At 67.6% G+C, this 14,437-nt stretch carries 12 protein-coding genes and 2 tRNA genes; 2 read left to right on the top strand and 12 right to left on the bottom strand.

What is annotated here, in order from left to right; genetic code table 11:
* Positions 1-49: 49 nt before the first annotated feature.
* The 12 genes from MBTS_RS14380 to MBTS_RS14325 all read right to left on the bottom strand — a co-directional run bounded on the left by MBTS_RS14380 (position 50) and on the right by MBTS_RS14325 (position 10,314).
* Complete coding sequence (locus MBTS_RS14380) at positions 50-289, bottom strand: hypothetical protein (protein WP_018044339.1); 240 nt, start codon at positions 287-289, stop codon at positions 50-52.
* Positions 290-471: 182 nt separating this feature from the next.
* Positions 472-545: transfer RNA gene (locus tag MBTS_RS14375), tRNA-Gly, on the bottom strand.
* Between the two features lie 82 nt (positions 546-627).
* Positions 628-711, bottom strand: a tRNA-Tyr gene (locus tag MBTS_RS14370).
* An 88-nt stretch (positions 712-799) separates the two neighbouring features.
* A complete protein-coding gene (gene recJ, locus MBTS_RS14365) occupies positions 800-2,539 on the bottom strand; it encodes a single-stranded-DNA-specific exonuclease RecJ (protein ID WP_210322804.1) in 1,740 nt (579 codons plus the stop codon).
* A 229-nt stretch (positions 2,540-2,768) separates the two neighbouring features.
* Positions 2,769-4,169 carry an NAD(P)(+) transhydrogenase (Re/Si-specific) subunit beta gene (locus tag MBTS_RS14360; RefSeq protein ID WP_056145168.1) on the bottom strand — a complete coding sequence of 467 codons (1,401 nt, stop codon included), beginning with the start codon at positions 4,167-4,169 and terminating at the stop codon, positions 2,769-2,771.
* Between the two features lie 4 nt (positions 4,170-4,173).
* The gene (locus MBTS_RS14355) at positions 4,174-4,614 is read right to left on the bottom strand and encodes a proton-translocating transhydrogenase family protein (RefSeq protein ID WP_018044342.1); all 441 of its coding nucleotides are present in this window, start codon (positions 4,612-4,614) and stop codon (positions 4,174-4,176) included.
* 17 nt (positions 4,615-4,631) lie between these two features.
* Positions 4,632-5,774: a Re/Si-specific NAD(P)(+) transhydrogenase subunit alpha gene (locus tag MBTS_RS14350; RefSeq protein WP_056160002.1), complete on the bottom strand. Its 1,143-nt coding sequence runs from the start codon at positions 5,772-5,774 to the stop codon at positions 4,632-4,634.
* A gap of 94 nt (positions 5,775-5,868) precedes the next feature.
* Positions 5,869-6,162 carry an aa3-type cytochrome c oxidase subunit IV gene (locus MBTS_RS14345; protein WP_018044344.1) on the bottom strand — a complete coding sequence of 98 codons (294 nt, stop codon included), beginning with the start codon at positions 6,160-6,162 and terminating at the stop codon, positions 5,869-5,871.
* Positions 6,163-6,332: 170 nt separating this feature from the next.
* Complete coding sequence (locus MBTS_RS14340; RefSeq protein ID WP_056145227.1) at positions 6,333-7,697, bottom strand: ABC1 kinase family protein; 1,365 nt, start codon at positions 7,695-7,697, stop codon at positions 6,333-6,335.
* Between the two features lie 107 nt (positions 7,698-7,804).
* Positions 7,805-8,191 carry a type II toxin-antitoxin system death-on-curing family toxin gene (locus MBTS_RS14335; RefSeq protein ID WP_018044346.1) on the bottom strand — a complete coding sequence of 129 codons (387 nt, stop codon included), beginning with the start codon at positions 8,189-8,191 and terminating at the stop codon, positions 7,805-7,807.
* A complete protein-coding gene (locus tag MBTS_RS14330) occupies positions 8,188-8,412 on the bottom strand; it encodes an AbrB/MazE/SpoVT family DNA-binding domain-containing protein (RefSeq protein WP_018044347.1) in 225 nt (74 codons plus the stop codon). The genes MBTS_RS14335 and MBTS_RS14330 overlap by 4 nt, the downstream gene beginning before the upstream one ends.
* Positions 8,413-8,472: 60 nt before the next feature.
* Positions 8,473-10,314: a M3 family oligoendopeptidase gene (locus MBTS_RS14325; RefSeq protein WP_373321246.1), complete on the bottom strand. Its 1,842-nt coding sequence runs from the start codon at positions 10,312-10,314 to the stop codon at positions 8,473-8,475.
* 341 nt (positions 10,315-10,655) lie between these two features.
* Here MBTS_RS14325 and MBTS_RS14320 point away from each other — a divergent pair, with 341 nt between their 5' ends.
* Both MBTS_RS14320 and MBTS_RS14315 read left to right on the top strand, forming a co-directional pair.
* Complete coding sequence (locus tag MBTS_RS14320) at positions 10,656-12,149, top strand: sigma-54-dependent transcriptional regulator (RefSeq protein WP_056145153.1); 1,494 nt, start codon at positions 10,656-10,658, stop codon at positions 12,147-12,149.
* A 180-nt stretch (positions 12,150-12,329) separates the two neighbouring features.
* Positions 12,330-14,411 (top strand): L,D-transpeptidase family protein, encoded by a 2,082-nt coding sequence (locus MBTS_RS14315; protein ID WP_192215908.1) that lies wholly within the window; start codon positions 12,330-12,332, stop codon positions 14,409-14,411.
* The last annotated feature ends 26 nt before the right edge of the window (positions 14,412-14,437 follow it).

Here is a 14,437-nt window from a genome sequence, read left to right as displayed (position 1 = left end):
GTTTTACACGTTCGGGGCGGCCCAAAGCGAAAGGGCCCGGGTTCTTCGATCAAGGCAGGAGCGCTGCACGAGCCTCGGCCACCAGGGCGTTCCACCGCTCGACCTCCGGGCGGACCGGATCACCGGCGCTACGGGGCGTCCATCCCACGCGGCCGCGCCGGACGATGCCCCTGGCACCACAATCCGTGCAGCGCACGAACCGGGAAAGGCTGCCAACGGCGATGAGGTCGTGAACCGGATCAGGGTGGCGGTCGTAGAGGCGGGCCGGGGTGTGGGTGCAGCGGGGCATGGCGATCTCTTTCGATCACCATCATTCGTGCGAGCGGGTCCGAGTTCGACAAGGAAACTTGCGCCCGATACCGATTCGTCTGCGGTATCCATGCGGTATCCACCGCCCAGGCAAACAGCCACTGGATACCGCGCCCCTGCCCTATCGGGCTGAGGTTGCTAGTCTTTTCGGGAAGGGGGGAGTGGAGCGGGTACCGGGAATCGAACCCGGGTATTCAGCTTGGAAGGCTGCTGCTCTACCATTGAGCTACACCCGCATATGGCGCCCGATAACATGGCGACGCGGTTTTGAGAAGGTGATCCCTTCATCGGCCGTGGTGCCTGCGTGTCGGTATGGATTGGTGGGGGAAGTAGGACTCGAACCTACGAAGCTTACGCAGCGGATTTACAGTCCGCCCCCTTTGCCGCTCGGGACATTCCCCCAAACCACCGCCTCTCGGCAGCGCGCGGGTCCTTATGGTGAGGGCTTGCGCGGGTGTCAACACGTCCTGCGCGGGCACCGACGCAAAGTTCAGGGTGTGGCGAGATCGCCGACGCGCAACTGCACCCGCTCGCCGCCGCGCCAGGTATCGATGGCGAGGGTTCCGGCTACGTGGAATTCCTGCCCGATCCCGCCCAGCAGCGCCTGCCCCAACGGTCCTTGGGCGGAGCGGAAGGCGATGGTGCCGATGGCTTGGCCGTCCCGGCTCCTGAAGCGCGCGCGGACGTGGCCGTTGCCGACGATTCCCGCATCGACCAGCCGGTGATACGGCAGGGCGAAGACCGGTTCCGGTGCTCCCGCGCCGAACGGCCCGGCGCGCCGGACGAGGCGAACCACCTCCGCCGTGGCGCCGCCCGCGTTCACGGTGCCGTCGACGAGCAGTGCCTCCACGGCCCTCGCCTCCGACACCGCCGCGGCGAGGGCGGCCGCCAGGAAGTCGCGCAGATGTGTGGGATCGTGGCTCGGGAGCGTGGCGCCGGCCGCCATGGCATGCCCGCCGCCCTTGACGAGGAGGCCGGCATCCACGGCCTCACGCACCGCATGGCCGAGATCCACCCCCGCGACCGATCGGCCCGACCCCGTGGCGGTCCCGTCCGGGCGCAGGGCGAAGGCGAAAGCCGGCCGACCGAAGCGCTCTTTCAGCCGCGCCGCCACGAGGCCGACCACTCCCGGATGCCAGGAGGCGGAGGCCGTCACCAGGATCGGCGTGTCGGGGGCCAGTGTCAGCGCGCGATCCATCTCGGCCTCGGCTTCCAGCACCGCCTGTGCCTCGATGCCCTGCCGCTCCCGGTTGAGGAGATCGAGTTCGGTGGCGATGCGGGTCGCCTCCGCAGGATCTCCACTGGTGAGAAGGGCTGCGCCCAGCCCCGCATGGCCGATGCGGCCGCCCGCATTGATGCGCGGACCGAGCAGATAGCCGAGATGCCAGGATTCCGGCGGCTCGCTCAGGGATGCCGCATCGAACAGGGCGGCGAGACCGATCCGGCCCCGGCCCCGCATCACCTTCAATCCCTGGACGACGAAGGCGCGGTTGAGGCCGGTCAGCGGCACCACGTCGGCGACCGTCGCCAGGGCCACCAGATCGAGGGCTTCGGCGAGATCCGGCAGATCCTCCCGCCCTCCCCGCCTCAGGCGGCGGTTGAGGGCTACGAGGGTAAGGAAGACGACACCCGCCGCGCAGAGATGGCCGAGGCCGGAGACGTCGTCGAGGCGGTTCGGGTTCACCAATGCCTCGACCGGAGGCAGCATCTCCGGCGCGCCGTGGTGGTCGAGGACGATCACGGCGAGTCCGAGTCCGCCAGCGGCCGCCAGGGGCTCGTGGCCGCTCGTGCCGCAATCGACGCAGACGAGAAGCGTCGCGCCGCCCTCCGCCAGTGCCGTGACCGCCGCCACGTTGGGACCGTAGCCTTCCGTGATCCGGTCCGGGATGTGAATGTCCACCGTCAGACCGAGCGCGCGCAGGTAGCCGGCCATCAACGCCGCGCTCGCGGCACCGTCGACATCGTAATCGCCGAACACGGCGACGCGCTCGCCGGCCTCGACGGCACGGGCGAGCCGTTCGGCCGCCGCCTCCATGTCCACGAGGCGGGACGGATCCGGCATCAGGTCGCGCAGGCGCGGTTCGAGATAGGCCGCCGCCTCGTCGGGCCGGATGCCGCGCGAGGCCAGGACGCGGGCGAGAAGGTCGGGCAGGCCATGGGCCTGCACCATCGTCGCGGCATAGGCCTGGGCGGCGGGGTCGCCGCAGCGGTCACGCCAGGGCCGCCCCATGACGGAACGGGTGACGCCGAGGAAGGCACGGGATGGGGCAAGGGCTGAGGCGGCTGACACGCCGTCAGTCTACTCGCCTGGGGCTATCCGGCGCTACTGCGCTGCTCGCTTCGAGGTGACGCGTGGGGCGATACCGGAACCAGCTGCTACCAAGACGCGAAAAGGGCCGGCGCATGGCGCCGACCCTCCGCAGTCGAGACTGACGGGGCGGAGTGCCGCCCCGCGCCGCTCAGAGGTTCTTGACGATCGAGTCCACGACCTTCTTGGCGTCGCCGAACAGCATCATCGTGTTGTCGCGGAAGAACACCTCGTTCTCGACACCGGCATAGCCGGAGCCCATGCCGCGCTTGATGAAGAGGACCGTCTTGGCCTTCTCCACGTCAAGGATCGGCATGCCGTAGATCGGCGAGGTCTTGTCGGTCTTGGCGGCCGGGTTGGTGACGTCGTTGGCGCCGATCACGAAGGCAACGTCCGCCTGCGGGAAGTCGCCGTTGATGTCCTCGAGCTCGTGCACCTCGTCGTAGGGTACGTTGGCCTCGGCGAGCAGCACGTTCATGTGCCCCGGCATGCGGCCGGCGACGGGATGGATGGCGTATTTCACGTCGACGCCTTCCTTCTTGAGCATATCCACCATCTCACGGAGCGAGTGCTGGGCCTGCGCCACCGCCATGCCGTAACCGGGCACGATGATGACGCGCTCGGCGTTCTTCAGGATGTAGGCGGCGTCGTCGGCCGATCCCTGCTTCACGGGGCGCGTCTCGACAGCGCCACCCGCACCGGCTGCGGCTGCATCGCCGCCGAAGCCACCGAGGATCACGGAGATGAACGAGCGGTTCATCGCCTTGCACATGATGTAGGACAGGATCGCGCCCGAGGAGCCGACGAGGGCGCCGGTCATGATGAGCGCGAGGTTGCCCAGTGTGAAGCCGATGCCGGCCGCCGCCCAACCCGAATAGGAGTTGAGCATCGACACGACGACGGGCATGTCCGCGCCGCCGATCGGGATGATCAGCAGCCCGCCGAGCACGAAGGACAGCACCACGATCAGCCAGAAGATGGCCTTGCTCTCGGTGCCGATGAACACGGCGATCAGACCGATGAGGGCGATGCCGAGAGCGATGTTGATCGCGTGCCGCTGCGGCAGCATGATCGGCTTGCCGGACATGCGTCCGTCGAGCTTGGCGAAGGCGATGACCGAGCCGGTGAAGGTGATGGCGCCGATGGCGACGCCGAGCGCCATCTCGAACAGCGATTCCTTATGGATATGGCCGTTCTCGAGGATGCCGACCGCCTGCGGGGCATAGAGTGTGCCGGCCGCACCCGCCACGGCGGCGAGACCCACGAGGGAGTGGAAGGCGGCCACGAGCTGCGGCATGGCCGTCATCGGCACCCGCTTGGCGATGACGGCACCGGCGCCACCGCCGATGCCGAGGCCGAGGAGGACGATGATCCAGGCGCCGAACCCGGCCGGCGGATGACCGACGAGGGTGGTCAGGACGGCGAGTCCCATGCCGATCATGCCGTACAGGTTGCCCTGCCGCGACGTGGTCGGATGCGAGAGCCCCCGCAGCGCCATGATGAACAGGACGCCGGAGACGATATAGAGGAGGGCGGAGACGTTCTGGGACATCGTCTCAGGCCTTCTTCTTGTACATGCCGAGCATGCGCTGGGTAACGAGGAAGCCGCCGAAGATGTTGACGCTGGCGAGGACGATGCCGACGAAGCCGAAGAAGCGCGCCCAGCCGGTGCCCTTCTCGATCAGCGGAACGCCGGCGGCGAGGAGCGCGCCGACGATGATGACGGACGAGATCGCGTTGGTGACGGACATCAGGGGGGTGTGGAGCGCCGGGGTCACCGACCACACCACGTAGTACCCGACGAAGATCGCGAGCACAAAGATCGCGAGCTGGAAGACGGTGGGGTCGACCGCGCCGTGGGTGGCGGCGGCGATCCCGTGGCTGATGCCCTGACCGAGGCTGTCTGCGAGGCTCTGCGCCTGTTCGGCGGCGGTGCGCGCGGTAGCGGCGGCGGCGCGCGCCTGTTCGGCGGCCTGTTCGGGAGGAAGGGTTGCCATCTGTCTCTCCGTCGCGATCAGGCTGCTGTGGACTGGAAGGACGGGTGGACCACCTGTCCGTCCCGCGTGAGGTTCGTCGCCTTCACCAGCTCGTCGTCCCACTTGACGGCGAGGGCCTTGGACTCCTTGTCGATCAGGGTCTCGACGAAGGCGAACAGGTTGCGGGCGTAGAGGCTCGACGCGGTTGCCGCGAGGCGGCCGGCGACATTGACGTGGCCGACGATCTTGACCCCGTTCTCGGTGGTGACGATCTCGCCGGCCTTGGCACCGGCGACGTTGCCGCCGCGCTCGACGGCGAGATCGATGAGCACCGAGCCGGGCTTCATCGAGGCGACCATCGTCTCCGAGACGAGCTTCGGAGCGGGGCGGCCGGGGATGAGCGCCGTGGTGATGACGATGTCCTGCTTGGCGATATGCGTCGCCACCAGATCGGCCTGTTTCTTCTGGTATTCCGCCGACATTTCCTTGGCATAGCCGCCGGACGTCTCGGCCTGCTTGAACTCGTCGTCCTCTACCGCCACGAACTTGGCGCCGAGGGATTCGACCTGTTCCTTGGTGGCGGGCCGCACGTCGGTGGCGGTCACAACCGCGCCCATGCGGCGGGCGGTGGCGATGGCCTGGAGGCCGGCGACGCCGACGCCCATCACGAAGACGCGGGCGGCAGGCACGGTGCCGGCGGCCGTCATCATCATCGGCATGGCGCGGCCATACTCTGCGGCGGCGTCGATCACGGCGCGATAGCCGGCGAGGTTGGCCTGCGAGGAGAGCACGTCCATGACCTGAGCGCGGGTGATGCGAGGCATCAGCTCCATGGAGAAGGCGCTGATCCCCGCATCGGCCATGGCCTTCAGCGCGGTCTCGTTACCGTAGGGATCCATGATGGCGACGACGGTCGCGCCGGTCTTCAAGAGCTTCAGTTCGTCCTCGTTGGGACGGCGAACCTTGAGGACGAGGTCGGCATCCGTTGCGGCCTCCGCCGCCGTAGCGGCGATGGTGGCGCCCGCCGCCTCGTAATCCGCATCGGGAACACCGGCCTTCAGGCCGGCCCCGGACTGGATCGTCACGTCGGCCCCGAGGCCTTTGAATTTCTTGATCGTCTCGGGCACCGCCGCGACCCGCGGCTCGGCGGGGTCCGACTCTGTCAATACAGCGATGCGCATTCAGGAGATCCCCCTCGGCGATCGTTCTCGATCGCCGTAGCTTAGCAGGAATATAGAGCCCGGACCCCTGGTATACCAGCGGTCCGTGGCTACGTCACGCGAAGAAGAGGTACAGAAGTAGAAGAACGGCGACCGCAGCGGGAGCTTTCCAACCGACGACAGGCGACAGCGCGCCCACCGTGCCCGCCACGCCCGACAGCAAGACGCCGAAGATCGCCGTGAGCCAAGCCTCGCGAATGCCACCCACGGCCAACGCGAGCACCCAGCAGATCACCACGAAGGTGCCGATTTCCACGAACCGGACAAACCCACGGTAGGTCTGTTCATGGGTCTTTTCGTCCATCGCCGGGCTGTAACGTACGCCGGTCACGGTCTTCGCATCGGCCATCTTGTCGTCGTCCCCTTGGGTATCATCTTGATTGGTTCCAAGCGGATTTAGCGCATGCCTCTGTCACCCGCAATCGAGATACCGACTCGCGAAAATATGGAAAGCCGGTTTTATCCCGGAGAATGACAGTCGATCCCCGCTTGTCATGCGCAGGCAGTTAATCTTGGCGATTACTCGGGAGATGGAAGTCCCGCCGCTGCCAGAGCCGCGCCCTGCCGTTCGGTCAGGGTCTCGAGGGAGAAGCGCTCGATTTCGGCCTCGAACAGGCGGTGGTAGTTCAGCTCCGAGCGCAGGTGCAGGAACACCGCGCCGAGCCCCACCGCGGCGCGGTCCATGAAGACGAATTCCTGCGGCACGGTCACGGGTCCGCGCTGCTTGAGGGCCTGATGCACCTCGAAGGCCTGGCGCCGGCCATATTCGCCGGGCTTGACGCCATCCGCCACCGTTCTCGTGCGATCCTCGAGGATCGGGCCGTAGATGAACCGGGCCCAGATGTTGAGGATCTCGATCAGCTCCTTGTTGAGGTTCTTGAATCCCCACACCTCGTAGGCGTGGACGATCCGGGCGTGGTCGTTCTCCAACAGGCCGCGATAGAGATCGACCACGCCGCCGACGAAGCGGGGGTGGAAGATGCGGACACAGCCGTAATCGAGCAGGTTGATCCCGCGCGCCTCGCCGTCCTCGGAGAAGACCGTGTAGTTGCCGAGGTGCGGATCGCCGTGGATCACGGCCGCTCGACTGAACGGGTGCCACCAGGCCTTGAACATCGCCCGCGCCAGACGATTGCGGATCTCGAGGGGCTGATCGGAAAAGCTGAGGATCCTGTCGCCTTCGAGCCAGCCGAGGGTGAGGAGGCGCTTGGTGGAGAGGTCGGTGTGGATGGCGGGCACCCTCACCTCGGCGATGTCCTGAAGCACGGCCCCGTAGAGGGCGGCGTGCTTGGCCTCGCGCTCGTAGTCCAGCTCCTCGCGCACGCGGGCGCCGATCTCCTTGGCGATCTCGCGGGTGTCGAGCCAGGAGCTGAGGCGACGGTGCAGGGCGAAGGCGATTTCGAGCTGCTTCAGGTCGGCCTCCACGGCCGATTGCATGTCGGGATATTGGAGCTTGCAGGCGAAGGGCGTCCCGTCGAGGCCCGTGGCCCGGTGAACCTGGCCGAGGGAGGCGGCGGCGGCGGGCTTGAGGTCGAAGGAGGCGAACCGCTTCTGCCAGTCGGGGCCGAGCTCGGCCATCATCCGGCGCTTGACGAAGGCCGCACCCATCGGCGGTGCGTCGGCCTGGAGTTTCTGAAGCTCGGTGGCGTATTCCGGCGGCAGCAGATCCGGCACGGTGGCGAGGAGCTGCGCCACCTTCATGATCGGGCCCTTCAGCCCCCCGAGCGCCTGGGCCAGAGCGGCCGCGTTGGTGGGGGTCTCTCCCTTTCCGAACAGCTTGGCGCCGGCCATTCGCGCGGCGACACCCCCGACATTGGCGCCGACACGGGCATAGCGGCTGGCGCGCGCCGAGAAGCGGTTGGCTTCGTTGTCGTGATCGGCCATCGGGTCCATTCTGCGCGACGAAGGGGTGTCACTACGAGATAGGCTCCTCCCCCGAGGGTGCCAGGGCCATGAGCCCATGGGTCGCGGAACTCGAGTCGCGGAAGAGGTTACGCCGCCGGCCAGTTGTCGCGGATCCAGCGCGTGAGGCCATCCTCGTCGATCTCGCTTGCGGCGAGGCCGAGGATCATCCGGGTCGCCTCGGCCTGATCCGGTCGAAAAGCAATGTTGTTGAGACGTAGGAACAGCGTCATTGCCACGAAGGCGATCCGCTTGTTGCCGTCGATGAATGCATGATTCCGCGCAAGACCGAAGGCATACGCCGCCGCCAGTGAAGCGAGGTCGCCGTCCTCATATCGCCAGCGGTTCACAGGCCTTCCCAGAGCCGACTCGAGGGCATTCTCGTCTCGAAGTCCAGGTGGGCCCCCAAACCGGACGAGTTGGCGTTCATGGGCAACCTTGATCTCTTCGGCCGTCAGCCAACGAGGCTCGGTCATTGCGCGAGCGCCCGCAAAGTATCCTTGTATTCGTCCATGATGTCGTCGACGAGCGCCATCGCCTTGTCGAAATCAGGATCGTAGGGGGTCAGGCGCACTCCGCCGTCGGGCATTTCGGTGACGTGAAGCCACTGACCCTGTTCCAGATTCAGTTTGGTGATGAGTTCCCGCGGCAGGATGAGCCCGGTGGAATTGCCGATCTTCTTGACTTCGAGCTTCATGACGGTCGGGCCTTTCGTTGTACGTTGTGTACAACGAAAGGCCGCCGGCGCAAAGGAGCGTTACCCCTCCATCGCCTCCAGTTCGACGATCATCCCCTCGATCATGTTGAGGCCGATCTGCCAGAAGGCAGGGTCGCTGGCATTGAGGCCGAAGGGAGCGAGGAGCTCGCCGTAGGGCTTGGCCCCGCCGGCCGAGAGCAGGGCGAAGTAGCGGTCCACGAAACCCTCTTCGGCATTGGCATAGACGCCGTAGAGCGAGTTCACGAGGCAGTCGCCGAACGCATAGGCGTAGACGTAGAACGGCGAGTGGATGAAGTGCGGGATATAGGCCCAGAACGGCTCGTAGCCGGCATCCAGCGAGATCGCCGGGCCGAAGCTCTCCGCCTGCACCGACATCCAGAGCCCGTTGATCTGCTCGGCGGTGAGCTCGCCCTCGGCCCGAGCGAGGTGGACCTTCCGCTCGAACAGGTAGAACGCGATCTGGCGCACCACCGTGTTGATCATGTCCTCGACCTTGGCGGCCAGCATCGCCCGTCGCTGAACCGTATCGGTGGTGGCGGCGAGCAGGCGCCGGAACGTGAGCATCTCGCCGAACACGCTCGCGGTCTCGGCCAGCGTCAGGGGCGTCGGCGCCATCAGCGCACCGTTATGTGAGGCGAGGACCTGATGCACCCCGTGGCCGAGTTCGTGCGCCAGGGTCATCACGTCCCGCGGCTTGCCCTGGTAGTTCACCAGCACATAGGGATGCGCAGAGGGCACGGTGGGATGGGCGAAGGCGCCCGGCGCCTTGCCCGGCCGCGTCGGCGCATCGATCCAGCGGCGGTCGAAGAAGGTCTTGGCGATGTCGGCCATGCGCGGCGAGAACGCGCCGTAGGCGTCGAGCACCATGTCGCGCGCCTCCGCCCAGGGAATGGTGCGCTGCTCGACCCGCGGCAGCGGCGCGTTGCGGTCCCAATAGGGCAGGACGTCCACCCCGAACCACTTGGCCTTCAGCCGGTAGTAGCGGTGCGACAGGCGCGGATAGGCGGCCTGGACGGCGTCCACCAGGGCCGCCACCACCTCGGGCTCGACCCGGTTGGAGAGGTGCCGGTCGTCGGCGACGTCCTTGAAGCCGCGCCAGCGGTCGGAGATCTCCTTGTCCTTGGCCAAGGTGTTGGTGATGAGGGCGAAGGTCCGCAGATTGGCGCGGAACACGTCGCCCAGGGCTCCGGCCGCTTCCTTGCGGACCGCCCCGTCCGGGTCCTGCAGCTTGTTGAGCGTCGGTTCGAGGGTGAGCATCTCGCCCTGCAGCGGGAAGCGCAGGGACGCGATCGTGCCGTCGAACAGCCGGTTCCAGGCGGAGCGCCCGGTGACCGACTTCTCGAGGAACAGCTTCTCGGTGCGGTCGTCGAGCTGATACGGCTTCTCGCGGCGCAGATCCTCGATCCAGGGGCGGTAATGCGCGAGAGGACCATCCGCCATGGCGGCGTCCATCACGCCGTCATCGACCCGGTTGATCTCCAGGGCGAAGAAGAGCAGGTGACCGGAGGCCGTGGTCAGCCGTTCCTGGGTGTCGCCGTAGAACTTCTGGCGCCGCTCGTCCGTGGTGTCGCCGGAGTAGACCAGGCCGGCGAAGGACATCAGACGGCCGAGCCGATCCTCGATCGCCTCATAGGCCGCCACCGCCTCGGCGAGGCGAGCGGACGCGTCGGGTCCGCCGGCGATCTCGGCGATGACGCCGCCGTAGCGCTCCGAGAAGGCGCTGCATTCCTCTTCCGCCCGGATCAGGTCGGCGCGGAAGTCCGGCGAATCGATCCCGGAATAGAGGTCGCTCAGATCCCATTCGGGAAGCGAGCCGAGGTCGAGGGCGAGAGCGGCCGCCCGCGCGACGTTCGTTCCTTCCGATCGTTGCCCGGCCGGCATCCGGGCGGCGCTTGAGAGGCTGGCATGGACGACGGCACGACTCGACATGATGTCTTTGATCCTGAAGCGGCGTTTCCCCGCCGTTTCCGCTGATATCGAGCGGTGAGGCTCCGTGATCAACCGATTCGGCCCATTCGGCCGCAACGAATCTCCGGCATGTCCCTCGTTCGCCCCGCCTCGGCCGGGGAGTGGACCATCAGGGAAGAAAGTGGGATCGTCGTTAAGAGCAGCTTTACGCTCTTCGCTCACCCTACGGATCGAAACGAAACACCGGTGGCCGACTCGCAGGGCGATATCCCTGGGACGATCGCCTTTCTCAGCACACGGTCGAGGCTCTCCGCATGTCGACAACGATCCTCATCGTCGACGACGATCCCGTCCAGCGCCGGCTCGCCGAAGCGATGGTGCGTCGCCTCGGTTTTGAGGTGAAGGTCGCCGAGAGCGGCGAGGATGGGTTGTCCCTGCTGCGTTCGGGCGAACCGATCGACGTCGTGCTCCTCGATCTGGTGATGCCCGGCGGCCTCGACGGTCTCGGGGTCATGGCCCAGATGCGCCAGTCGGGTCTCGACATCCCCGTCATCGTCCAGACGTCCAACGGCTCCATCGATGCGGTGGTCAACGCCATGCGGGCCGGCGCCACCGATTTCGTGGTGAAGCCCGCCGGTGCCGAACGGCTCCAGGTCTCGATCAAGAACGCCCTCAAGGTCGATCAGCTCGAGGAGGAGGTCCGGCGCATGCGGCGGCGCGCCTCCGGCTCGCTCACCTTCAAGGACCTGTCCTCGCGCAGCCCCGACATGGAGCGCGTGATCCGGCTGGCCGAGCGTTCGGCCAAGTCCAACATCCCGGTGTTGATCGAGGGTGAATCCGGTGTCGGCAAGGAGGTGCTGGCGCGCGCGATCCAGGGGTCGGGCGACCGGCGCGGCAAGGCCTTCGTTACGGTCAATTGCGGCGCGATTCCCGACAACCTCGTCGAATCGACCCTGTTCGGGCACGAGAAGGGCGCCTTCACCGGCGCCACCGAGCGCCATGTGGGCAAGTTCGTCGAGGCGTCGGGCGGTACGCTGTTCCTCGATGAGATCGGCGAACTCCCCCTCGATGCCCAGGTGAAGCTCCTGCGCGCCCTGCAGGAGGGGGAAGTCGATCCGGTGGGCGCCAAGCGCAGTGTCCGAATCGACATCCGCCTCATCTCGGCCACGAACCGCTCGCTCCTCGACCTCGTGAAGCAGGGCCGCTTCCGCGAGGACCTGTACTACCGCCTGAACGTCTTCCCGATGACCCTGCCCCCCCTCCGGGCGCGCCGCGAGGATATCCCGGATCTGGTGCGCTCGTTCTGTGCGCGCTTCGCCGCCGAGGAGGGCAAGCGTGTCCGCGCGATCACGCCGGAGGCGATGTCGCTGCTCAGCCGCTACGGCTGGCCCGGCAATGTCCGACAGCTGGAAAACGCCCTGTTCCGCGCGGTGGTGCTCGCCGATAGCGACGAGCTCACCGTGGCCGAGTTCCCGCAGATCGCCGCCCAGGTCGAAGGGTTCGACGTGCGCATTCCGGCCGCCCCGGTCCAGCCCATGGTCCATGCCGGGACTCCGGAGCCGGTGCGCGAGATCGTCCGCGTGGAGGTCCGCGACCCCCACGCCATGACCCTCGTCACCGAGGAGTCCGGCGAGATGAAACCGATGGACGAGTTGGAGGCGGAGATCATCCGCTTCGCCCTGCAATATTACCGGGGCCGCATGTCCGAAGTGTCGAGGCGCCTCGGCATCGGCCGCTCGACGCTCTACCGCAAGCTGAAGGATCTCGGTCTCGACGGCGACGAGAAGGGCGACGAAGCCGCTGCCTGAGACACGGGGGCGATCCCTTCGCATCCTTTAAATTGGGATGTGCGTCACGGCACTGCGTTTCCGGCCTCCGGCGCACGCCAGGCTTCCACTGTTGCCCGCGCGCCGTTGCAAGCGGTGGCGCAAGCAGCGATTGTTTTGAGCTCAAACACGGCCGTTGCGGCCGGTTCCGGGAGTTTCATCATGGGCGCTTCGCGCTCCGCCTCCGTCGCACTGGCTGCCCTGATGGCGGGTTGTGTCGGCTACGCGGTAAAGGCCGAACCCCGGCTCGATCCGGCTCCTTCCGTGGCGCAGAGCGCTGCCGCGCCATCGGTCTCGTCCGAGCAGGGGCAAGGCGACAGGGTAGCGACCGGGGCGATCTCCGCGCCGGTATCGCCCTCCCCCGACCCGGCCAAACCCGCCGCAGCGGGAGAGGCCGCCCAAACGCCAGCGAGCCCACCCGAGACGGGCAAGGCGGAGACCACGAACGCCGAGGCCGGCTCCGAACCCGCTGGCGCCGTGGCCGCCGCTCCGGTGCCGACCGATCCGATGGGTGCGGCCCTCGCCGCCCGCCTCGCCGATCCGGCCCCTCTCCTCGCACGCCTGAGCACCAAGGACCGGGAGGCGATGCAGGCCTTCTACGGGCTCGGTGCCTTCAAGCCGGTCTGGGTGGTCGATGGCGCCTTCACCCCCGCCGCCAAGGCCGCCGCGTCCCGCCTTTCCCTCGCAGCCGAGGACGGCCTCAACGTCCAGGCCTATCCGGTGCCGGTCATCGGCACGCAGGGACTGACCGAGGCCCAGACCGCCGAGATCGAGCTGAAACTCTCGGCCGCCATCGTGCTCTACGCCAAGGACGCACGCGGGGCGCGCATCAACCTGTCCGCCATATCCCGCCTGATCACGCCCACCCTCGACATTCCCGGCGCGGACGCCGTCCTGACGCGCGTCGCCAGCGCCGGGCCGCAAGCCGGTACCGTGCTGCAGGGCTACAACCCGGCGCAGGCCGGCTACCTCGCTCTGAAGGCGCGGCTCGCCAGCCTGCGCAATCTCCATAGCGCGCCCATGGCGGCATCGCCCGTCGCAATTCCCGCCGGGCCGGTGCTCAAGGTCGGCATGAACGATCCCCGCGTGCCCGCGCTACGCCGCCATTTCGGCTTGCCGACCCGGACCGCCGGCACCCTCGACGCCGCCTCCGGTGAGCCGGATGCGTTCGATGCGAACGTGTCCGCTGCCGTGGCGAAGTTCCAGCGCGGCCGCGGCCTGCCGATCACCGGCACGCTGACGCCGCAGACCGTCGCCGCCCTGGGCCGGGCCGAGTCATCCTCGCGCGTCGGCGACGAGGAGGCGACCGTCCTCGTCAACATGGAGCGTTGGCGCTGGCTGCCGAGCGACCTCGGTCGTGACTACGTCCTGGTCAACATCCCCGAATTCCGCCTGCGGGTGGTCCGCAACGGCACGCAGCGCGACGAGACCCGGGTCATCGTCGGCAAGGCCGAGACGCCGACGCCGGTCTTTTCGGGGATGATGGAATACGCCGTCGTCAACCCGTCCTGGAACGTGCCGCCCTCGATCCTCAAGAACGAGTTCCTGCCCGCCCTGGCCCGCGACCCGAACTACGCGGCCCGTCGCGGCTACGAGGTTGTCTATCGCAACGGCAACATCTCGGTGCGCCAGCCGCCGGGCGAGCGGAATGCGCTCGGGTTCATCAAGTTCCTCTTCCCCAACAACCATGCCGTCTACCTGCACGACACGCCCAACCGTTCGCTGTTTTCCGCTTCTCAGCGGGCGATGAGCCATGGCTGCGTGCGCGTGGACGATCCCTTCCGGTTCGCCGATTCGGTCCTGCCCGAAGCGTGGTCGAGCGAGCGGTTGAAGAAGCTCATCGGCAAGGGCGAGCGCACCATCCGCCTGCCCGAGAAGCTGCCGGTGCATCTCGCCTATTTCACCCTCGATGCGGACGAGCGCGGATCCCTGCGCACGTTTTCGGATCTCTACGGTCACGATGCGCGCATGAAGATCGCCCTCGGTCTGGCACCGGGCAGCCTGCTCGTCGCCAAGGCGCCGGTGAAAGCGCCGGCCAAGGTCGCGGCGCGGCCTTCGACGTCGGCGCCGGGCGCGGCCGGGGCTTCGCCGGAGGTTCGCCGCGCCGCATCGCACCCCGCCCCGTCCGGCGCCAATCCCGTGCGGGCGGTCAGGGCACCGGCGGCCAGATCCGCCGAAGCGGCCCCTGTCGATCCGTGGGGACCGGTACCGGCCCCTGCCCCGGTCTCCCGCGGCTGGTGGTAACGCGCCGCCGGTGTCGTTGCGCGAAT

The sequence above is a fragment of the Methylobacterium bullatum genome (genome assembly GCF_014845095.1).
Classification (GTDB): domain Bacteria; phylum Pseudomonadota; class Alphaproteobacteria; order Rhizobiales; family Beijerinckiaceae; genus Methylobacterium; species Methylobacterium bullatum.
The sequence above is the reverse complement of the archived record's forward strand: the minus strand, read 5'-3'. Positions and strand labels throughout refer to the sequence as shown.

What these genes read in the sequence shown, in the direction of transcription:
- MBTS_RS14325 (WP_373321246.1), bottom strand. Translation starts at nt 10,314, where the DNA reads ATGCCGGCCGGGCAACGATCGGAAGGAACGAACGTCGCGCGGGCGGCC.
- MBTS_RS14360 (WP_056145168.1), bottom strand. Translation starts at nt 4,169, where the DNA reads ATGTCCCAGAACGTCTCCGCCCTCCTCTATATCGTCTCCGGCGTCCTG.
- recJ (WP_210322804.1), bottom strand. Translation starts at nt 2,539, where the DNA reads ATGGGGCGGCCCTGGCGTGACCGCTGCGGCGACCCCGCCGCCCAGGCC.
- MBTS_RS14330 (WP_018044347.1), bottom strand. Translation starts at nt 8,412, where the DNA reads ATGAAGCTCGAAGTCAAGAAGATCGGCAATTCCACCGGGCTCATCCTG.
- MBTS_RS14355 (WP_018044342.1), bottom strand. Translation starts at nt 4,614, where the DNA reads ATGGCAACCCTTCCTCCCGAACAGGCCGCCGAACAGGCGCGCGCCGCC.
- MBTS_RS14345 (WP_018044344.1), bottom strand. Translation starts at nt 6,162, where the DNA reads ATGGCCGATGCGAAGACCGTGACCGGCGTACGTTACAGCCCGGCGATG.
- MBTS_RS14315 (WP_192215908.1), top strand. Translation starts at nt 12,330, where the DNA reads ATGGGCGCTTCGCGCTCCGCCTCCGTCGCACTGGCTGCCCTGATGGCG.
- MBTS_RS14340 (WP_056145227.1), bottom strand. Translation starts at nt 7,697, where the DNA reads ATGGCCGATCACGACAACGAAGCCAACCGCTTCTCGGCGCGCGCCAGC.
- MBTS_RS14320 (WP_056145153.1), top strand. Translation starts at nt 10,656, where the DNA reads ATGTCGACAACGATCCTCATCGTCGACGACGATCCCGTCCAGCGCCGG.
- MBTS_RS14335 (WP_018044346.1), bottom strand. Translation starts at nt 8,191, where the DNA reads ATGACCGAGCCTCGTTGGCTGACGGCCGAAGAGATCAAGGTTGCCCAT.
- MBTS_RS14380 (WP_018044339.1), bottom strand. Translation starts at nt 289, where the DNA reads ATGCCCCGCTGCACCCACACCCCGGCCCGCCTCTACGACCGCCACCCT.
- MBTS_RS14350 (WP_056160002.1), bottom strand. Translation starts at nt 5,774, where the DNA reads ATGCGCATCGCTGTATTGACAGAGTCGGACCCCGCCGAGCCGCGGGTC.